16 protein-coding genes are annotated in these 19,486 nt (G+C 66.5%); 7 read left to right on the top strand and 9 right to left on the bottom strand.

Translation table 11 applies throughout. The annotated features are described in order from the left end of the window. Positions 1 to 1,588, top strand: a 1,588-nt coding sequence (locus tag LC586_RS43590; RefSeq protein ID WP_229490049.1) for an NADP-dependent isocitrate dehydrogenase, incomplete at its 5' end; no start/stop codon positions are given. A gap of 62 nt (positions 1,589 to 1,650) precedes the next feature. After that, on the top strand, positions 1,651 to 2,868 hold the full coding sequence (locus LC586_RS43585; protein WP_229490048.1) for an NADP-dependent isocitrate dehydrogenase: 1,218 nt from the start codon (positions 1,651 to 1,653) through the stop codon (positions 2,866 to 2,868). 72 nt (positions 2,869 to 2,940) lie between these two features. Here LC586_RS43585 and LC586_RS43580 read toward each other — a convergent pair whose 3' ends face one another. After that, positions 2,941 to 3,945, bottom strand: a complete 1,005-nt coding sequence (locus LC586_RS43580; RefSeq protein ID WP_229490046.1) for a hypothetical protein — start codon at positions 3,943 to 3,945, stop codon at positions 2,941 to 2,943. Positions 3,946 to 4,037: 92 nt separating this feature from the next. Between LC586_RS43580 and LC586_RS43575 the strand changes: the two genes are divergently transcribed. Then, positions 4,038 to 5,210: an iron-containing alcohol dehydrogenase gene (locus LC586_RS43575; RefSeq protein WP_229490045.1), complete on the top strand. Its 1,173-nt coding sequence runs from the start codon at positions 4,038 to 4,040 to the stop codon at positions 5,208 to 5,210. Positions 5,211 to 5,383: 173 nt separating this feature from the next. On the opposite strand, the gene LC586_RS43570 is transcribed toward LC586_RS43575, so the two are convergent. Continuing rightward, complete coding sequence (locus LC586_RS43570; RefSeq protein WP_229490044.1) at positions 5,384 to 6,607, bottom strand: mandelate racemase/muconate lactonizing enzyme family protein; 1,224 nt, start codon at positions 6,605 to 6,607, stop codon at positions 5,384 to 5,386. Positions 6,608 to 6,704: 97 nt separating this feature from the next. Here LC586_RS43570 and LC586_RS43565 point away from each other — a divergent pair, with 97 nt between their 5' ends. Beyond that, a complete protein-coding gene (locus LC586_RS43565) occupies positions 6,705 to 7,532 on the top strand; it encodes a PrsW family glutamic-type intramembrane protease (RefSeq protein WP_229490043.1) in 828 nt (275 codons plus the stop codon). A gap of 8 nt (positions 7,533 to 7,540) precedes the next feature. Here the strand turns inward: LC586_RS43565 and LC586_RS43560 are convergent, their stop codons facing one another. The 6 genes from LC586_RS43560 to LC586_RS43535 form a co-directional block, all read right to left on the bottom strand. After that, entirely contained in the window at positions 7,541 to 10,603 is a 3,063-nt protein-coding gene (locus LC586_RS43560) for an efflux RND transporter permease subunit (RefSeq protein WP_229490042.1), read from the bottom strand. Next, a complete protein-coding gene (locus LC586_RS43555; RefSeq protein WP_229490041.1) occupies positions 10,600 to 11,685 on the bottom strand; it encodes an efflux RND transporter periplasmic adaptor subunit in 1,086 nt (361 codons plus the stop codon). Before LC586_RS43555 ends, LC586_RS43560 begins: the two co-directional genes overlap by 4 nt. A 93-nt stretch (positions 11,686 to 11,778) precedes the next feature. Further along, positions 11,779 to 12,189 (bottom strand): hypothetical protein, encoded by a 411-nt coding sequence (locus LC586_RS43550; RefSeq protein WP_229490040.1) that lies wholly within the window; start codon positions 12,187 to 12,189, stop codon positions 11,779 to 11,781. A gap of 33 nt (positions 12,190 to 12,222) precedes the next feature. Continuing rightward, a complete protein-coding gene (gene queC / locus LC586_RS43545; RefSeq protein WP_229490039.1) occupies positions 12,223 to 12,918 on the bottom strand; it encodes a 7-cyano-7-deazaguanine synthase QueC in 696 nt (231 codons plus the stop codon). Continuing rightward, positions 12,915 to 13,316 (bottom strand): DUF4345 domain-containing protein, encoded by a 402-nt coding sequence (locus LC586_RS43540; RefSeq protein WP_229490038.1) that lies wholly within the window; start codon positions 13,314 to 13,316, stop codon positions 12,915 to 12,917. The genes queC and LC586_RS43540 overlap by 4 nt, the downstream gene beginning before the upstream one ends. A gap of 4 nt (positions 13,317 to 13,320) precedes the next feature. Further along, positions 13,321 to 14,151, bottom strand: a complete 831-nt coding sequence (locus LC586_RS43535) for a formylglycine-generating enzyme family protein (protein ID WP_229490037.1) — start codon at positions 14,149 to 14,151, stop codon at positions 13,321 to 13,323. A 137-nt stretch (positions 14,152 to 14,288) separates the two neighbouring features. Between LC586_RS43535 and LC586_RS43530 the strand changes: the two genes are divergently transcribed. Beyond that, positions 14,289 to 15,887, top strand: a complete 1,599-nt coding sequence (locus LC586_RS43530) for an ABC transporter substrate-binding protein (protein WP_229490036.1) — start codon at positions 14,289 to 14,291, stop codon at positions 15,885 to 15,887. A gap of 6 nt (positions 15,888 to 15,893) precedes the next feature. Here LC586_RS43530 and LC586_RS43525 read toward each other — a convergent pair whose 3' ends face one another. Further along, a complete protein-coding gene (locus LC586_RS43525; protein ID WP_229490034.1) occupies positions 15,894 to 16,868 on the bottom strand; it encodes a tripartite tricarboxylate transporter substrate binding protein in 975 nt (324 codons plus the stop codon). A 126-nt stretch (positions 16,869 to 16,994) separates the two neighbouring features. Between LC586_RS43525 and LC586_RS43520 the strand changes: the two genes are divergently transcribed. Further along, positions 16,995 to 18,425, top strand: coding sequence for an amidase family protein (locus LC586_RS43520; protein WP_229490033.1), 1,431 nt, complete (start codon positions 16,995 to 16,997; stop codon positions 18,423 to 18,425). Positions 18,426 to 18,439: 14 nt separating this feature from the next. After that, positions 18,440 to 19,408 (top strand): tripartite tricarboxylate transporter substrate binding protein, encoded by a 969-nt coding sequence (locus tag LC586_RS43515; RefSeq protein ID WP_229490032.1) that lies wholly within the window; start codon positions 18,440 to 18,442, stop codon positions 19,406 to 19,408. Positions 19,409 to 19,486 lie beyond the last annotated feature (78 nt).

Here is a 19,486-nt window from a genome sequence, read left to right as displayed (position 1 = left end):
GAAGATCCCGCTCAAGGCCGGCGAGATCATCGACTGCTCGGTGATGAACAAGAACGCCCTGCGCGCTTTCTACGCCGAGACGATCGACGCCGCGAAGAAGGACGGCATCCTGTTCTCGCTCCACCTCAAGACGACCATGATGCGGATCTCCGATCCCATCCTGTTCGGCCATTGCGTGTCGGTGTTCTTCTCGGACGTGTTCGAGAAGCACGGCGCCACGCTGAAGAAGATCGGTGTCGATCCGGATATCGGCGTCGCCGAGATGATCGCCAAGATCGAGACGTTGCCCGAGACCGAGAAGGCCGCGATCAAGGCCGACCTCCAGGCCACCTACGCCAAGCGTCCGGGCCTCGCCATGGTCAATTCCGACAAGGGCATCACCAACCTGCACGTGCCCAGCGACGTGATCATCGACGCCTCGGTGCCGGCGATGATCCGCGAGTCGGGCAAGATGTGGGGCGCCGATGGCAAGCTGCACGACTGCATCGCGGCGATCCCCGATCGTTGCTACGCGGCGCTGTTCCAGACGGTCATCGACGACTGCAAGGCGCATGGCGCGTTCGACCCGAAGACGATGGGCTCGGTGCCCAATGTCGGGCTGATGGCGCAGCAGGCCGAAGAGTACGGCTCGCACGACAAGACGTTCCGGATCCCCGGCGACGGCACGGTCAACGTCGTCGCCGAGGACGGCACGGTCCTGATGACCCAGAAGGTCGAGGCCGGCGATGTCTTCCGCATGTGCCAGGTCAAGGACGAGCCGATCCGCGACTGGGTGAAGCTCGGCGTGCGCCGCGCGCGCCTGACCAACACGCCTGCGGTGTTCTGGCTCGACGCCAAGCGCGCGCACGATGCGCAGTTGATCGCCAAGGTCGAGACCTACCTCAAGGGCGAGGACACCAAGGGCCTGGACATCCGCATCCTGGCGCCGGTCGAGGCGATGAAGGTCTCGCTCGATCGCATCCGCAAGGGGCAGGACACCATCTCGGTTACCGGCAACGTGCTGCGCGACTACCTGACCGATCTCTTCCCGATCATGGAACTGGGCACCTCGGCCAAGATGCTGTCGATCGTTCCGTTGCTGCAGGGTGGCGGTCTGTTCGAGACCGGCGCCGGCGGTTCGGCGCCCAAGCATGTCGAGCAGTTTCAGCAGGAGGGCTATCTGCGCTGGGACTCGCTGGGCGAATTCCTGGCGCTGGGCGCATCGCTGGAGCATCTGGCGCAGACCACCGGCAACGAGGACGTCAAGGTCCTGGCCGAGACGCTCGACGAGGCCAACGGCAAGATCCTCGACCATAACCGCTCGCCGGCGCGCAAGGTCGGCGAGTTGGACAATCGCGGCAGCCATTTCTACCTCGCCCTGTACTGGGCGCAGGCGCTGGCCCGGCGCGACAACAGCACGGCGCTGTCGGCCCGCTTCAAGCCGCTGGCCAAGATGCTCGAGGAGAACGAGGCCAGGATCGACGCCGAGCTGATCGCCGCGCAGGGCAAGCCGGTGGATACCGGTGGCTACTATCTGCCCGATCAGAAAAAGACATCGGCCGGGATGCGCCCGAGCAAGACGCTGAACGACGCGCTCGCCACTCTCTGACGTGGCGTCGGGCCGAGCCGTCCCGGGCGACCGGGGCGGCTCGCCAAACGAGAGGACGCAGGATGCCGAAGATCAAGGTCAAGAACCCGATCGTCGAGATGGACGGCGACGAGATGACCCGCATCATGTGGGCGTTCATCAAGGACAAGCTGATCCTTCCCTACCTCGACATCGACCTGAAGTACTTCGACCTCGGCATCGAACATCGCGACAGGACCAGCGACCAGGTGACGGTCGACTCGGCGGAGGCGACCCGGCAGCACGGCGTCGCCGTGAAGTGCGCGACCATCACGCCCGACGAGGCGCGGGTGAAGGAGTTCAACCTCAAGCAGATGTGGCGGTCGCCCAACGGCACCATCCGCAACATCATCGGCGGCACCATCTTCCGCGAGCCGATCGTCTGCCAGAACGTGCCGCGGCTGGTGCCGGGCTGGACCAAGCCGATCGTGGTCGGCCGTCACGCCTTCGGCGACCAGTACCGCGCCACCGACTTCGTCGTGCCGGGCAAGGGCAAGCTCACCATCAAGTTCGAGGGCGAGGACGGCAAGACGATCGAGCACAGCGTGTTCGACTTCCCCGGTGGCGGCGTCGCCATGGCGATGTACAACCTCGACGAGTCGATCATCGGCTTCGCGCGCAGCGCGTTCAACTACGGGCTCAACCGCGGCTGGCCGGTTTACCTGTCGACCAAGAACACCATCCTCAAGCGCTACGACGGCCGCTTCATGGATCTCTTCCAGAGGGTGTTCGACGAGGAGTTCGCCGAGAGGTTCAAGGCCAAGGGCATCGGCTACCAGCACCGCCTGATCGACGACATGGTCGCCTCGGCGCTGAAGTGGGAAGGCGCCTTCGTCTGGGCGTGCAAGAACTACGACGGCGACGTGCAGTCCGACACCGTCGCCCAGGGCTTCGGCTCGCTCGGCCTGATGACCTCGGTGCTGCTGACGCCCGACGGCAGGACGGTCGAGGCCGAGGCGGCGCACGGCACCGTCACGCGCCACTACCGCGAACATCAGAAGGGCAAGGCGACCTCGACCAACCCGATCGCCTCGATCTTCGCCTGGACGCAGGGCCTGAAGTATCGCGGCACCTTCGACGGCACGCCCGACGTCGTGAAGTTCGGCGAGACGCTGGAGAAGGTCTGCGTCGACGCCGTCGAGGGCGGCAAGATGACCAAGGACCTGGCGCTGCTGATCGGCCCCAACCAGCCGTGGCAGACCACGCAACAGTTCCTCGACACGCTCGACGGCATGCTCAAGGAGCGCATGGCGAAGTGGTAGCCGTGGCCGTTGCGCGTTGAGAAGTTGCAGGGAGCGATCCCGGCCCTTTTCGATTGCCGTCCCTCGCGGTCCCTACTCGACGCTGAACAACGGGATCGGCTCATCTCCGTCGCCGAGCAACGTGTCGATCCGTCGCTCAATGATCTGGGCGTAGAGGATGCCCGCCACCAAGTGGAAAATCACAGCGCCGGCAATGGCCCACATGACGAACGCCGTCTGGTTCGCGCTCGTCACGACAGGTGGCGCGACTGCGGTCGAACCATAGAACGCCAGTCGAACGATTGTGTCGTACAGCGCGATCAGCGAGCACCCGACCACGAACAGCGGGACGGGCCGCACGGAGTTGAGGCGTGACCATAGAACCAGCCGCCGCCGCGCCACGGGACTGGCTGGCAACTTCCGAGTCTTCCAGCTGAAAACGATCGCCGCTGCGACGCCGCAGGACGACAACGCGACGGACAGCCAGACGGCGGCCTTGGTTACCACGATGATGCCCGTAGCCACTGTGACGTTCGGCGCTACCGGCGGCCAGGTGCGCAATTCGGCAAAGGCCATGGCATCGTGGCACCAGCCCAGGACCGGCAGGTACGCGCTCGCGTCGCCGCACATAAACGCACCTATCGCCGCCGGGATCGCCTCAGGCGACACAAGAACGGCCAGCGGGAGGGTAACGATTAACCAGATCGGCGAGAGGCGGATATTGTCGTTGACGTCAAACGCCCGGCGCAGCAGCCGTGCCGACAGTGTGATCGGCGCGAACCAGTGCTCGCGCGGAGGGCGCTCGCGTCTCTGGATGGCGAACAGGCGCGATGTTGGGAACCGCGGAGCACGCGATCGGCGGACAATGGCGTTTCCAACAACGTTGACGAGGACACACGCGCTGGCGATGCCGACCCACCACCACGGCCCCGCCACAGGCCCGCCTGATGAGATCGAGGAGATGACGCTGCCACCAAAGACCAGCGCGACAAGAGTCCACCCGAAAAGAGAGGCGAAGCGGGAGCGAATACTGCCGCCCACGTCCGGGTCGCGCTCCCAATAGGGCTGCACGGACGGATCAGTTTGATGTGACTTCATCGCCGAAATACTCGCAATCAAGAATCCAACAGGTTGTTATGGCAGGATTAAGATCGCCACAGATGGCCCGCTGCGTCCGCGAGAGGTCGAACATGCAATCCGGCACCATGGTCTTCACCGCGATGAATCGCGTGATCTTCGGCAAGCCCGCCGCCGAGTCGATCGTAGCCGAGGCGGATCGCCTGCAGGCCAAGCGCGTCTTCATCCTGTCCGGCCGCACGCTCCATACCGCGACGGACGAGATCGAAAAGGTGAAGCAGGCGCTCGGCGATCGCTTTGCCGGCGTGCACGATCACATGCCCGCGCATTCGCCGCGCGAGTCCGTCGTCGACTGCGCCAACGCGGCGCGCGTGGCCGGCACCGATCTTCTGGTCACCATGGGCGGCGGCTCGGTCACCGATGGCGGCAAGGCCGTCACGATCTGCCTGGAGCATGGCATCAGCGATGTCGACGCCATGGAGCCGTTTCGCAGCGTCGTCGACGACAAGACCGGCCAGCGCCGCACGCCAGACTTCGCGCCGCCGAAAGTGCGCCAGATCGCGGTGCCGACCACACTGTCGGCCGGCGAGTTCAACGCGCGGGCCGGCATCACCAACACCAAGCTGAAGCTCAAGCAGAGCTTCATCAACCGGGGCATCGTGCCGGAGACGGTGATCCTCGATCCGGCGATCACCGTGCACACGCCGGAATGGCTGTGGCTGTCGAGCGGCGTGCGCGCGGTCGATCATGCAGTCGAGACCTTCCTGTCGCTCGACGCCAACGACTACACCGACGGCACGGCGCTGCAGGCGCTGCGCACGCTGGGTGCCGGCCTGCCGGCGGTGAAGGCGAACACGAACGATCTCGACGCGCGCCTGCGCTGCATGATCGGCGCGTGGCTGTCGATGGTCGGCATCGTGTCGGGCACGCGGCTGGGCGCCAGCCACGCCATCGGCCACATCCTCGGCGGCTCGGCCAACGTGCCGCACGGCCACACGTCGTGCGTGATGCTGCCCTACGTGCTCGACTACAACGCGCCGGTGAATGGCGCGCGCCAGCGCGAAGTCGCAAACGCCCTGGGTCAGCCGAACACGCCGCCGGGCAGAATCCTCGACCGCTTCATCCGCGACCTCGGCATGCCGCGCACCTTGCGCGACGTGAAGATCGACGAGGCCGATCTGCCGCGCCTGGCGAAGAACTGCATGCTCGACGACTGGACCTACTCGAACCCAAGACCGATCTCGACCCCGGAGCAGGTCATGGAGATCCTGAAGGCCGCGTACTGAGCGCGAACTCTTCCCTTCTCCCCGCGAAGGCGGGGAGAAGGTGCCCGAAGGGCGGATGAGGGGCTTCGCGGCGTTTCCGCGAGCAACACTGACGGTGTTGGGCGAGAAGCCCCTCATCCGCCTCGCTATCGCTCGGCACCTTCTCCCCGCCTTCGCGGGGAGAAGGAAAACAACTAGGATTTGCGCCCGTAGCTCGCGAGGCCACCGGTCTGCCGCTTGGGCGGACGCGCCTTGATCGCGTCCTCGTTGGGCTCGGTGCCCCAGCCGGGACGGTTCGGCATGATCAGGTGGCCGTCCTTGATCTCGGGCACGTGCGTGAACAGCTCGTGGTCCCAGTCGAGGCGGTCGACGTCGGTCTCCATAATGCGCAGGTTGGGCACGCAGGCCGCGAAATGCGCATTCATCATCGTGCAGAGGTGGCCGTAGAAATTGTGCGGCGCGACGTTGACCTCGTGCGCCTCGGCGAGGTTGGCGATCTTCATCGACTGCCAGACGCCGTTCCACGGCGTGTCGATGATCGCCACGTCCATCGCCTGCTCGCGGAAGTACGGCAGGAACTCGCGGATGCCCAGCAGGGTCTCGCAGGAGGAGATCGGATGCGGGCTCTGGCGCCGGATCAGCCCCAGCGCCTCGGGGCTATAGGTGTCGATCTCGATCCAGAACATGTCGAGATCCTTGATCGCGCGCAGGATCTTCAGGTAGCCCTCGGTGCTGCAGTTGAAATTGAGGTCGAGCAGCAGATCGACATCGGGGCCGGCGCCCTCGCGGATCGCCTCGAGATGCATGCGCAGGTTCCGCAGCACGTGGCGATCGACGTTACGCTCCGGGTAGTTCGGCGAGCCGAAGCCGGGGCGCCAGCCCTTGGGGTTCTTCTTCTGGGCGTCGTACGTGAAGATGTTGGTCTTCATCGCCGTGAAGCCCTTGTCGCGCACCTCGCGGCCGATCGAGACCACGCCGTCGAGATCGGTGATCGCCGGCTTGAAATAGGTCGGATGGTTGATGCGCCAGGTCGCGCAGTGCGACCAGTAGACCCGGATGCGATCACGAATCTTGCCGCCGAGCAGCTCGTAGCACGGCACTCCAAGTGCCTTGGCCTTGGCGTCGAGCAGCGCGTTCTCGATCGCACCCAGCGCCAGCGCGACGACACCGCCGGCCGCGGGGCGCGTCACCGAGTAGAGTTCGGCGTAGAGCCGCTCGTGCTCGCCGACCGGCTGTCCGATCAGCCGATCGGACAGCTTGCCGATCGCCGTGCCGACGCCCGGCGCGCCGAAGCCCTCGTCGTACTCGCTCCAGCCGACGATGCCGTCCTCGGTCGTCACCTTGACGAAGTAATAGTTGCGCCAGCCCGCGTCCGCCGCGAGCGTCTCGATCGAGCGGATCTTGGAATTCACTTTCATCGACGGTCTCCCCTTGGCGCCCGGTCAGGTTCCTTGGGCGGCCAGTATGGCATGATCGCCGTCGTCGCGTGCGGGCATCGAGCGGGGAAGCGGAATCATGCACGGCATATGGGGAGCGGCGATCGCCGCCACACTTGTCATGGCGGGGGCGTTCGGCCTGGTACTCTGGCGCTTCGCGCCCCGCGCCCATGTCGGCCCGCTGCTCCTGGCGCTGGCGCTGCAATTGCCGATGTGCGCGGTCGCCTACTACCTCGTGCGCCAGCCGATCATCGACGTGCTGCAACCGCTCTTCGGCCAGAGCCCGATCTATCGGTGGGGCCAGTTCCTCTACGCGCCGCTGACCGAGGAACCGGCGAAGCTGTGGCCGGCGCTTCTGCCGTTCCTCGCCCGACGCATCGATCGCGCTACGCTGGCTTGGTACGGGCTGGCGCTCGGCACCGGCTTCGCCATCGGCGAGGCCTGGTTTATCGGCGACCTGATCGCGCGTTCAGGGCGCCTCGCCGATCTGCAGTGGTGGCAATTCGGCGGCTACATCAGCGAACGCATTCTGGTCGCCCCCTTCCATGCCGCGATGGTGGCCACAACCCTGCGCGGCTGGCGCTGCTGGCGCGGCGGCATTCTGGCCGGCCTGGGTGTCGCGATGCTGATGCACCTGCTGGGCAACCTCTCGATTGGCGTGTTTCCGCTGATCTTCCCGGCCGCTCTTGTCCCCGGCATGCTGCAGCTGTTCGTCCTGCTGATCGCCGTCGCCGGTGCCCTGCTGCTGGTCTACTACGCCACCGGCAAGGTCAGCGCGACGATCCCCGGCACCTCGACCACCTGTCCGAAGTGCAACGCGACGCGCAAGCGCTCCCTGCTCGTGCTCAATCTTGGCTTCAAGCGATTGGAGCGCTGCCCCGCGTGCCGGCGCTGGAGCGTCGTCTAGGGCCGCGCTCAGGACGCGGCGGGAGCCAATTCCGGCGGCGGCTTGATGCGGAACCAGGCGATGTAGAGTGCCGGCAGGAAGACCAATGTCAGGACGGTCGCCACAGCCAAGCCGCCCATCACGGCGTAGGCCATCGGCCCCCAGAACACCGTCGGCGCGATCGGGATCATGCCGAGAATCGCCGCGGCGGCGGTCAGCAGGATCGGCCGCAGACGGTGCTCCGTGGCGGAGATCACCGCGTTCCAGGGGTGCTCGCCCCGGGCCACGCTCTGGTCGATCTGGTCGATCAGGATCACAGAGTTGCGGACCACCATGCCGATCAGCGAGATCACGCCAAGGATGGCGACGAAACCCATCGGCGTGCCGGCGATCAGCAGTGCCCCGGCGACGCCGATGATCGCCAGTGGCGCGGTCAGCATCACCAGCAGCAGGCGCTGGAAGCTCATCAATTGGACCATCAGGATGGTCGTCATCAGCAGCAGCATGACCGGGAAGACGACGAAAATGCTCCGCTGAGCCTTGGCGCTGTCCTCGATGGTGCCGCCGGCGACGACGCTGTAGCCCGGCGGCAGCTTGGCGCGGAAATCGGCGATCGCCTTGTCGAGCTGCTTCACCACGGTGGTCGCCTCGACACCGGGCACGACATCGGCCTGAATCGTCACCGTCGGCAGGCGCTGGCGGCGCCAGATCAGCGGCGGCTCGAGCACGTAGGACAGGGTGGCGATCTGCGCCAGCGGCACGCTGCGGCCGCCGGCGATCTCGAAGCGCAGATTTCGCAGCACATCGAGCTCGGAGCGCTCCTCCGGCAGCGCGCGCGCGACGATGTCGATCAAATAGGTCGAGTCCCTGAGCTGGGTGATCGTCGTGCCCGAGAGCACGCTGTTGATGTTGTTGGCGAGCTGCTGCGAGCTAATGCCCAGCAGGCGCGCGCGATCCTGATCGACCTCGACCTTGATCACCTTGGCCGGCTCGTTCCAATCGTAGTTGATATTGCGTGTGCCGGGATGCTCGCCCAGCACCTGGGCGAACGACAGGGCGAACTCGCGCGCGCGCGCGGCGTCGGGGCCGCTGACGCGGAACTTCAGCGGCCAGCCGACTGGCGGCCCGAGCTCCAGCGGGCTGACGCGAGCGAGGACGTTGTCGTAGTCCGGCCCGGCGAAGGCCTTCTCGAGCCGGGCGACCACGTTCGGTCGTTGCTTGAAGCCCTTGGTCACGACAACGGCCTGGGCGAAGAAGTCGTTGGCGAGCTGCGCGTCGAGCGGCAGGTAGAAACGCACCGCACCCTGGCCGACATAGAAGCTCCAGTACTCGATGTCGGGATCTGTCTTCAGGATCCTCTCGACCTTGTCGACGATGTCGGTCGTGGCCCGCAGCGAGGCGCTCTGCGGCAAGGTAAGATTGACCATCACCTCGGGTCGGTCGGAGGCCGGAAAGAACTGCTGCTGCACGAAGTTCATGCCGACCAGCGACAGGGCGAAGATCGCCACGGTCGCGGCCATCACCGCGTACTTGGCGCGCAGCGCGCGATCGAGCGCGCGGTGGAACCAGCGCGAGAAGCGGGACTGCCCATGAGCGTGCTTCTTGAGCTTGTCGCTGAGGATATAGACGCCTGTCAGCGGCGTGAACAGCACGGCGACGATCCACGACACGATCAGCGCGATGCCGATCACCACGAACAAGGTGAAGCAGTACTCGCCGGCGCCGCTCTGGGCGAAGCCGACGGGAACGAATCCCGACACCGTCACCAGGGTGCCGGTCAGCATCGGAAACGCCGTGGCCGTGTAGGCATAGGTCGCCGCCGTCACCTTGTCGGCGCCCTCCTCCAGCTTGGTCATCATCATCTCGACGGCGATCATGGCATCGTCGACCAGCAGACCGAGCGAGATGATCAGCGCGCCGAGTGAAATGCGCTGCAGCGAGATGCCAAGCAGGTACATCACGACGAAGGTGATCGCCAGCACCAGCGGAATAGCCACCGCGACGACGATGCCGGGACGCCAGCCCAGCGCCAGGAAGCTCACCCCCAGCACGATGACGACGGCCTCGAGCAGGGTCTTGGTGAACTCGCCCACGGCTTCCTTCACGACATGCGGCTGGTCGGCGACGAGGTGCGAGTCGATGCCGATCGGCAGATCGCCCATCGTCTGGGCGACACGGGCACGGACGTTGCGCCCGAGGCCCTCGGCGTCGCCGTTTCTGGCCATGGCGATGGCCAGGCCAATCGCTGGCTGGCCGTTGAAGCGGAACATCGGCTGTGGTGGATCGACATAGCCGCGCTTGATCTTGGCGATATCGCTCAGTCGGAAGAACCGGCCGCCCTGACGGAAATTGATCGTGGCCAGGCTCTGCTCAGAGGCGAACTGGCCGGAGACGCGGATCGCGATCCGCTCGGGACCGGCGTCGACCGTGCCGCTGGGCGTGATCGCGTTCTGTGCCTGCAGGGTCTGGGTCAGCGCGTTGATGTCGAGGCCGAGCGCCGCGAGCTGCAGGGTCGAGAATTCAAGGTAGACCTTCTCGTCCTGCGTGCCGATCAAGTCGACCTTCGCCACGTCGGGCAGTTGCAGCATCTCCGATCGCACGCGCTCGACATGATCGCGCAACTCGCGCGGCGAGAAGCCGTCGGCGGTGAAGGCGAAGATGATCGAGTAGGTATCGCCGAATTCGTCGTTGAACCCCGGGCCCTGGATTCCCTGCGGGAACTGGTTCTTGATGTCGCCGATCTTCTTGCGCACCTGGTACCAGGTGTCCTGTACCTGGGCGGCGCGCACGGTGTCCTTGAGATTGACAAAGACCACCGACTCACCGGGCTTGGTATAGCTGCGCACGAAATCGAGGCCCTCGACCTCGTCGAGCTTCTTCTCGATGCGGTCCGTGACCTGCTGCAGCATCTCGGTCGCGGTCGAGCCGGGCCACAGCGTCTTGATCAGCATCGTCTTGACGGTGAAGGGCGGATCCTCCTCGCGCCCCAGCCTGTCGTAGGCGAAGGCCCCGGTGATGGCCGCGATCAACATCAGGTAGAGCACGAAGCTCTTGTGCCGCAGCGCCCAGTCGGAAAGGTTGAAGCTCGTCACCGCGAGGCCTCCTGCGCCAGGCGCACCTTCTGCCCCTCGCGCAGGCGATTGACCCCGGCGGTCACGACAACCTCGCCCTTCGACAGCCCTTCGCTGATCACCACACGATCCGCCTCGTAGCGCGCGACGACGACCGGCTTGAGCGCCACCGACGCCGTCGCCGCCTGGTAGACCCAAACCGCCGGCTTACCGCTCTTGTCGAATAGCGCGCTTCCCGGCAGCACCACGACGGGCGCCGTGGTCGTCTTCAGGCGTCCCATAACGCTGGCGCCGAAGCGCATGCCCTCGGGTGGCTGGCGCAGCGTCACCTTGACCTGGTAGGTGCGCGTCGCCGGATCGGCCACCGGCGAGATCTCGCGCACCACCCCCTCTGCGAAGACGCCGGGATTGCTGAGCAGCGAGACAACGACCTCCGGTCGCTCGTGCTCCGGTCGGCCGCGGAACGCCGACTCGGCGATATTGAAGACGCCGTCCTTCTCGTCCGGCTTGGCGAGCTTGACCACCATCTGGCCGGCGCTGATCACCTGGCCGGGCTCGGCCGCCGCCGCTGTGACGATGCCGTCGAAGTCGGCGCGCAGCTCGGTGTAGCCCAACTGGTCGCGCGACAACGAAGCGCTGGCGCGAGCCGCCTCGAGCTTGGCCTGCGCGCCGCGCTGGTTCTTCACCGCCACGTCGTAGTTGGCGCGGGTCGTGGTGCCCGAGGCGAGCAACTGGCGCAGGCGGCCCTCGGCGGCATCCGCTTCGACCAGCACTGCCTCGGCCGAGGCGATCTCGGCCTCGGCCGAGCGCAGCCGCGCCTGGTACTCGGTGTCATCGAGGCGAGCCAGCAGGTCGCCCTTCTTCACCGACACGCCGATATCCACGGCGCGCGAGATCAGCTTGCCGGAGATGCGGAATCCGATATCGCTTTCCTGCCGCGGCTTGATCTCGCCGACAGCCTGGCGATCGTCGTCGATCGGCTTGGGATCGACGACCTCAGTACGCACCGGGCGAATCTCGACGGACTTGGGCGCGTCTTCCTTGCACGCGCCCAGCAGCACGAGCACCGCGCATGCGGCGCATAAGGGGACAACCTTGAGCATGGGCGAGCTCCCGGAACCTGGGAAGCGGCGATCACGGCCGGATCCCGCTGTCAGACTGCCGCGAGGGGCGGACGCCGGCAAGAGCGAGTCCCGTCAACAGCGGAGGAATGGCCTGACCTCGACCTTCAAGGCATGGCTGATCATGCGCGTCACCTTGCCTTCGCCGTCGATCACGTCGACGGCGATCGTTCCGGCGCCGGAACGCGCTACCCGAAAGACCACGGCGATCTTGCCAGCGGACCTCGTCGGCATGCCGGGATCGACAAACGGGCCCGAGTTGCGCGCCCGCACGTCGACCTCACCCGGCCGCTGGTAGATGTCGACGGTGACATCGGCCGTGTGCGCCTCGCCGGTTCCGAGAAGGACGGTGAACGGCGTCTCCGAGGACCGCTGCACCAGGAACGATTTGTGCTGCAGGCGCCAGCTCGAAGAATTGCAGGCGAAGGCCTGCTGGGTCGAAACCGCAAGACCCGCCGCGAGCATGACGCAGACCAGACGCCGCATGGAGACCTCCCGATCCAGATCGCAGCGGCGGGGCTACGCCGCATATGCGCGCCAGCCATTGGCGCGCAAGGCGCAGGCCGGACAGGTACCGCAGCCATAGCCCCAATCATGGCGCCGCGTACGATCGCCGAGATAGCAGCTGTGCGTCTCCTCCAGGATCAGCTCGACCAGCGACTGGCCACCGAGATCTTCAGCCAGCCGCCAGGTCGCGGGCTTGTCGCGCCACATCAGCGGCGTGTCGATGACCAGGCGGCGGTCCATGCCGAGGGTTAACGCCACCTGAAGCGCCTTGAGCGTATCGTCGCGGCAGTCGGGATAGCCCGAGTAGTCGGTCTCGCACATGCCACCGACCAGGCGCTTGAGGTCGCGGCGATAGGCCAATGCGCCGGCATAGGTGAAGAACAACAGGTTGCGCCCGGGCACGAAGGTGTTGGGCAACCCACCCTTCTCGAAGGCGATCGCCGCTTCGCGCGTCAGCGCCGTGTCGCTGATCGCACCCAGCGAGCGCAGGTCGATCATATGGTCGACGCCGAGCTTCGCGGACCACCGCGGGAAGCGCGCACGCAGCGCCTCGACGACGCGGCCGCGGCATTCGAGCTCGACGCGATGGCGCTGGCCGTAGTCGAAGCCCGCGGTCTCGACATGGGAGAAGCGATCGAGCGCCCAGGCGAGGCAGACGGTCGAGTCCTGGCCGCCGGAGAACAGGACAAGGGCGCGATCGTCGGTCATGCCACATCCATACGCCGCGCCACCCGCGCCTGCCACAGCGCGATCGCCGGCGTGACGACGAGTTCCATCGCCAGCCCGCCCAGCATCGGCCCGGATGGCAGGCCGACCACCGCCAGGCTCAGCAGGCGCGCGAGGCCACCACAAACCACCAGCGCCGTCAGGAGGCGCACGCGGGCGCTGTGGCGTTCGATGGCCGGAATCACGCTCCACCACGCTACGCCGATCGCCAGCAGGAGGCCGCTCAAATAGCGAATGTGGCTGTCCTGCGATGCCGAGCCGAGCGATCCGTCGACCATCGCCGGCCCCTGCAGCACGCCGGCGAGGCCGGCGGTCACGGGCACCAGCGACAGCAGCGCTACCGCGACCTGCAGCGCCCGTCGCTCGGCTTTCGGCGTCATCGGCTCACCGCAGATCCAACGCGACGCGAAAGCCGATCTTGGATGGCCAGAGTCTGTAGCTCTCGTCGCCGCGGCTGCGCGCGGCCGAGCGCATCATCTGGAGGCCGAGGTCTACCGCACCACCGCGCAGGACGAACGCCCCCGATGCGCAGTCCTTAACCGGCGTGCCGTCACCGGTCGGCCGGGCATGGCCCAGCGCAATGCGCGGCCTCGTGGTTCCCCCCTCCAGCCAGCAATCGGCCACCCACTCGCTGACATTGCCGAACATGTCGTGGAGCCCGAACGGATTGGCGGGCTTGCTTCCCACCGGCTGCAGGCGACTGCGTGCGTTGCCAGCGTACCAGTCGTGCCGCCTCAGTTTCTCCATGTCCGTCCCGGTCCAGTACTCCGTCTCAGTACCAGCCCTCGCCGCATACTCCCATTCCGCCTCCGATGGCAGGCGATAGGGCTTGCCCGTGTGTTTGGCCAGCCGCTTCACGAACTCTTCCACGGAGTGGCGGCGCACCATGTCGACCGGCAGCAGACCACCCTTGTTGGAACTCGGGTTGAATTCCATCCGCGCCAGCCATTCCGCCTGCGTGACCTCGAACCGCCCCAGCGCAAAGGGCCGCGCCAGCACCACGCGGTGCCGCGGCACTTCCTGGGGCATCGCGAGGTTCGTCGACTTGCGATCGAACTCCGTACCCATGAAGAACGTGCCGGAGGCGAGCACGATCATCTCGGGACAATCGGGGCAGTCGCGGAAGGTGGACCCGGGTTCGCGCGCCGCCGCGGCGGATACCGACGCCACGACCGCCACGCCGGCCAGCCGGAGAAGGAAGGACCGAATGCTCATCCCACCACACTAGCGAAAACGTGCGCTGTCCCGCCACGCCATGTTACCTTGGCCGCCAAGGCGACCGGCGGCAGCCGGCGAAGGAAGCGGTGGCAATCGGTGCGCCGCAGGGTGGACAATAGGACGGGAGCCAATCCATGCGTCATGTGAAGATGTTTCTGGCCGCCGCGGGCGTGGCGGCGAGCTTCGCCTCGGGCATCGCCCTGGCGCAGAAATCGGGCGGCACGCTGCGCATTGCGCATCGCGACAACCCGCCCAGCGCCTCGATCCACGAGGAGGCGACGATCTCGACCAACATCGCGTTCATGCCGGTGTTCAACAACCTCGTGGTCTTCGACCATCAGGAGAAAATCAACAGCGTCGACAAGCTCCAAGCCGAACTGGCCACCACCTGGTCGTGGAACGCCGACAAGACTCAGCTCACCTTCAAGCTGCGCGACGGCGTGAAGTGGCACGACGGCAAGCCGTTCACCAGCGCCGATGTGGCCTGCACCTTCGACGCGCTGACGGGCAAGGCCAAAGGCAGTACAGCCATGCGCAAGAACCCGCGCCAAGTCTGGTACAAGAACCTCAAGGAGACGAGGGTCAACGGCCCGCTGGAGGTCACCTTCGTCCTCGAACACCCCCAGCCGTCGTTCATCGCCATGCTGGCCTCGGGCTATACGCCGATCTACGCCTGCCACGTCTCGGCCGCCGACAACCGAACCAAGCCGATCGGCACAGGCCCGTTCAAGTTCGTCGAGTTCAAGCGCAACGAGTCCATCAAGCTGGTGAAGAATCCGGACTACTGGCGCAAGGGCCGGCCCTATCTCGACGCCATCGAATGGACGATCGTGCCCAACCGCTCGACGCGCATCCTGGCGTTCGTCGCAGGCCACGCCGACATGACCTTCGATTCGGATGTGACCTTCCCGATGCTCAAGGACGTGCAGACCCAGGTACCGAAGGCTGTGTGCGAGGCGCGGCCGACCAACGTCAGCGCCAACCTGATCATCAACAACCAGGCGCCGCCGTTCGACAACGCCGACATCCGCAAGGCGATGATGCTGGCGCTCGACCGCAATGCGTTCAGCAAGATCCTCTCCGAGGGCCACGATCTGGTGGGAGCCGCCATGCTGCCGCCACCTGCCGGCGTCTGGGGCATGCCGGCGGAGGACCTTGCGAAGTTGCCGGGCTACGGCGACGACCGCGAGAAGAATCTCGCCGCCGCGCGCGCCATCATGACCAAGCTGGGCTACAGCGCCGACAAGACGCTGAAGATCAAGGTCGCCACGCGCAACATCGCCGTCTACCGCGATCCGGCGGTGATCCTGATCGACCAGCTCAAGCAGATATTCATCGAGGGCGAGCTCGATCCGGTCGACACGCCGGTCTGGTTCCCCAAGGTGCTGAAGAAGGACTACCAGGTCGGCCTCAACCTGACCGGCGGCGGTGTCGACGATCCCGACGTGCAGTTCTACGAGAACTATTCATGCGGCTCGGAGCGCAACTACACGGGCTATTGCAACAAAGAAGTCGACGCCATGATCGACGCCCAGTCACGCGAACTCGATGTCGAGAAGCGCAAGCGGCTGGTCTGGGCGGTCGAGCGCAAGCTGGCCGACGACGTGGCGCGGCCGATTATCTCATGGGGCGTCTCCAACACCTGCATGTACCCCCACCTCAAGGGCCTCGTGCTGCAGCACAACGCCATCTACAACGGCTGGCGTTTCGACGACGTCTGGCTCGACAAGTAGGCGTCCCTATTCCGGCTTGATGCCGGCAGCCTGGAGCACCGGCCCCCACAGGGGCCGTTGCTTTGTCAGCCATTCGCCAAGTGCCTCCGGCGTGCCGCCCATGGCGACGAAGCCGCGCTTGCGCAGGTCCTCGCTCATGTCAGGCGCACGCACCGTGTCGTTGAGCGCGCCATTGATCTTGCGCACGATGTCCTGGGGCGTCGCCGCCGGCACGATCAGCGTGTAGACGATGGTGCCCTCGACCGGGCCGAGGCCGAGTTCGCGGAAAGTAGGGATTTCCGGCGACAGTTCCGAGCGCTTCTCCGCCGCCAACGCATAGGCCTTGATCTTGCCGCTGGCGAAATGCGGCTGCACGCTGGTCAGGCTCGATACACCCAGCTGCAGGTGGCCGCCCAGCAGGTCGGTGACCAGCGGGCCGGTGCCACGGAACGGCACATGCGTAAGCTTCACGCCGTTGAGCATGCCGAACTGCTCGCCAGCGAGATGCATGGGCGTGGTCAGGCCGGCGGTGCCGAACTGCACCTTGCCCGGGTCGGCCTTGGCCGCGGCGACGATCGCCTTGGCGTCGGGCCATGGCGCATTGGCCGATCCGACCAGCACCGAATCCTGGCGTGCGATGAAGCCGACCGGCGCGAAATCCTTGTCGGGATCGTAGTTCAGCCTGGCGATAAGCAGCGGGAACAGGGCCTGCGCGTTGCTGCTGATCAGCAAGGTGTGGCCATCGCCGCCCAGTTTGGCCACGTATTCGTGTGCCAGGTTGCTGCCAGCGCCCGGCTTGTTGTCGACGATCACCGCACCACCGAGCTTCTCGCGAAAGCGTTCGAGGATGGCGCGCGCCAGCGCGTCCGTGCCGCCGCCGGGCGGGAAGCCGACCACGAGCCGCACCTGCTGCGAGGGATAGGTGTTGGCGCGCACATCAGGCGCCGCCAGCAAAGACAGCGCCCCGCCAATGCCGGCGCGACGCGTGATCGAGATCGTCAAGCCGTCACCTACCTCTTTTTGCTGCGGACCTTATCAGCCACGCTGCGGCGCACAACGTCCGGCGCTCGCATTGACAGAGCGTACCGCGCTAGACTCCTCCCGGCCCGTTGGCCCTGGGGAACAGACATGAGCGACACCGATCTCTGGCGCTGGGACGCCGTCGACCTCGCCGCGGCGATCCGCGCGCGCAAGGTATCGAGCGTCGAGGCGACGCGCGCGGTGCTCGACCGCCTCGACGCCGTCAATCCCAAGGTCAACGCCGTAGTGCGCCTCACCGCCGACGAGGCGCTCGAGGCGGCCAACGCCGCCGACGAGGCGGTGCGTCGCGGCGCCCCGCTCGGCGCGCTGCATGGCGTGCCGGTGACCATCAAGGAGAACATCGACCAGGTCGGGCATCCCACGATCAACGGCGTGGTCGCGTTCAAGGATCTCGTGGCGAAGGAGGACTCGCCGCCAGTCGCCAACTGGCGCAAGGCGGGCGCGGTGATCGTCGGGCGCACCAACACGCCGGCCTTCTCGCTGCGCTGGCACACCGACAACGACATGCACGGCCCCTCGCTCAACCCCTGGTGCAAAGGCCGCACCTCGGGCGGTTCGTCGGGCGGCGCCTCGGCCGCGCTCGCCGTCGGCATCGCGCCGCTGGCCCATGGCAACGACTATGGCGGCTCGATCCGCTATCCGGCCTACGCCTGCGGCCTGGCGGGCATCCGCCCGACGCAGGGCCGCGTGCCGGCGTTCAACGCCACGTCCGCCGCCGAACGCAGCGCCAGCAACCAGCTCATGGCGGTCAACGGCCCGCTGGCGCGCAAGGTGCGCGATGTCCGTATCGGGTTGGCGGCCATGGCCGGCGGCGACGCGCGCGATCCCATCTGGGTACCGGCGCCGCTTGAAGGCGCCGCGCTCGCGCGCCCGATCCGCGTCGCGCTGTGTCCCGCGCCCAAGGGCATGTTCACGCATCCCGCCCTCGCCGACGCCGTACGCAAGGCCGGCAAGGCCTTGGCCGACAACGGCTACGCTGTCGAGGAGATCGAGCCGCCATCGGTCGAAGCCGGTGCGGCGCTGTGGCAGGCGCTGGTCTTCACCGAGGCGCGGCACATGACCTGGGAGACGGTGCAGAAGCTCGGCGACGCGCAGGCGCGCAAGGCGATGAGCCTGTGGTTCGAGGTGCAACCAGATCTGTCGACGCTCGACTACATGAAGGGCCTGGCGCAGGTGTTGACGCAGCGCCGCGACTGGTCGCGCTTCATGGAGCGCTATCCGCTGGTCGTCGGCCCGAACTCCGGCGACCTGCCCTTCGAGGTCGGCTTCGACCACAAGGACGTCGCCACCATCCGCCACGTGCTGTCCGCGCAGGCGCTGATGACGACCATCAACATGCTTGGCCTGCCGTCGGCCGCCGTGCCGGTGGGCACAACCGCCGCGCCCGGCGCGCCACTCGGCCTGCCGCTGGGTGTGCAGATCGCGGCCCCCCGTTATCGCGAGGATCTGGCGCTCGACGCCGCCGAGATCGTCGAGGCCGTGCACGGCGTGACGACGCCGATCGACCCAACCTGGTGAATGAAGGAGTTGAGATGCTGAAACGTCGAACCACGCTGCTCGCCGGCGCGGCCAGCGCGCTGCCCTTGCCCGCCCTGGCTCAGGCCTGGCCGAGCAAGCCGCTGCGTATCCTGATCCCCTTCGCGCCCGGTGGCACGTCGGACATCCTCGCCCGCCTGCTACAACCCAGGCTGCAGGAAGCGTTGGGACAGTCGGTCGTGGTTGAGAACCGGCCCGGCGCCAACGGCAATATCGCTGTCGACATGATCGCGAAGTCGCAGCCCGACGGTTACAATCTGGTGCTGACCGATCTCGGCAGCGTCACCATCTCGCCGTCGGTGATGAAGCTGCCCTTCGACCTGGCGAAGGACTTCGCAGCGGTCACGGTGATGGTCTACTCGCCGCATCTGCTGGCGGTCTATCCTGGCTCACCGGTCAACTCGGTGGCCGAGCTGATCGCCTACGCCAAGGCCAATCCTGACAAGCTCAACAACGCCACCGCCGGCATCGCCAGCGCACCGCATCTCGCCAGCGCGCTGTTCGCGCACGAGCTCGGCCTGAAATGGACCAACATCCCGCTCAAGGGCGGCGCCGAGGCGATCCAGCAGGTGATCGGCGGCCATGCCGACGTCATCTTCAACGGCATGGTCGCCACCCTGCCGCACGTGAAGAGTGGCAAGCTGCGCGGCTTGGCTGTCTCCAGCGCCAAGCGCGACGCCATCGCGCCCGAGCTGCCGACGATCAGCGAGGCCGGTGGGCCCAAGGACTTCGTCACCGGCTCGTGGCAGGGAATCCTCGCGGCCGCCGGTACGCCAGCGGCGATCCTGGAACGTCTCCACGCCGAGATCACCAAGGCATGCGCGCTTCCCGAAGTCGCGGACCGGCTCAAGCAACTGGGCGCGACGCTGGTGCTATCCAAGCCGGAAGAGGCCGACAGATGGATCGCCGGCGCGGTGACCCGTCGGGCCAAGGTCGTCAAGGATACCGGGATCAAGCTGGAGTAGCGCGTCATGGTGTTGTCAACGAAGCGCGCCGTCGTCATAGGCGGCGGCGTGATGGGCGGCGGCATCGCCGCGATGTTC

The organism is Nostoc favosum CHAB5714, from assembly GCF_020829495.1.
Classification (GTDB): domain Bacteria; phylum Cyanobacteriota; class Cyanobacteriia; order Cyanobacteriales; family Nostocaceae; genus Nostoc; species Nostoc favosum.
This window is presented reverse-complemented; position numbering and strand designations above follow the sequence as displayed.

What these genes read in the sequence shown, in the direction of transcription:
- LC586_RS43540 (WP_229490038.1), bottom strand. Translation starts at nt 13,316, where the DNA reads ATGACGCCGAAAGCCGAGCGACGGGCGCTGCAGGTCGCGGTAGCGCTG.
- LC586_RS43580 (WP_229490046.1), bottom strand. Translation starts at nt 3,945, where the DNA reads ATGAAGTCACATCAAACTGATCCGTCCGTGCAGCCCTATTGGGAGCGC.
- queC (WP_229490039.1), bottom strand. Translation starts at nt 12,918, where the DNA reads ATGACCGACGATCGCGCCCTTGTCCTGTTCTCCGGCGGCCAGGACTCG.
- LC586_RS43520 (WP_229490033.1), top strand. Translation starts at nt 16,995, where the DNA reads ATGAGCGACACCGATCTCTGGCGCTGGGACGCCGTCGACCTCGCCGCG.
- LC586_RS43515 (WP_229490032.1), top strand. Translation starts at nt 18,440, where the DNA reads ATGCTGAAACGTCGAACCACGCTGCTCGCCGGCGCGGCCAGCGCGCTG.
- LC586_RS43555 (WP_229490041.1), bottom strand. Translation starts at nt 11,685, where the DNA reads ATGCTCAAGGTTGTCCCCTTATGCGCCGCATGCGCGGTGCTCGTGCTG.
- LC586_RS43565 (WP_229490043.1), top strand. Translation starts at nt 6,705, where the DNA reads ATGCACGGCATATGGGGAGCGGCGATCGCCGCCACACTTGTCATGGCG.
- LC586_RS43570 (WP_229490044.1), bottom strand. Translation starts at nt 6,607, where the DNA reads ATGAAAGTGAATTCCAAGATCCGCTCGATCGAGACGCTCGCGGCGGAC.
- LC586_RS43535 (WP_229490037.1), bottom strand. Translation starts at nt 14,151, where the DNA reads ATGAGCATTCGGTCCTTCCTTCTCCGGCTGGCCGGCGTGGCGGTCGTG.
- LC586_RS43575 (WP_229490045.1), top strand. Translation starts at nt 4,038, where the DNA reads ATGCAATCCGGCACCATGGTCTTCACCGCGATGAATCGCGTGATCTTC.
- LC586_RS43530 (WP_229490036.1), top strand. Translation starts at nt 14,289, where the DNA reads ATGCGTCATGTGAAGATGTTTCTGGCCGCCGCGGGCGTGGCGGCGAGC.
- LC586_RS43585 (WP_229490048.1), top strand. Translation starts at nt 1,651, where the DNA reads ATGCCGAAGATCAAGGTCAAGAACCCGATCGTCGAGATGGACGGCGAC.
- LC586_RS43550 (WP_229490040.1), bottom strand. Translation starts at nt 12,189, where the DNA reads ATGCGGCGTCTGGTCTGCGTCATGCTCGCGGCGGGTCTTGCGGTTTCG.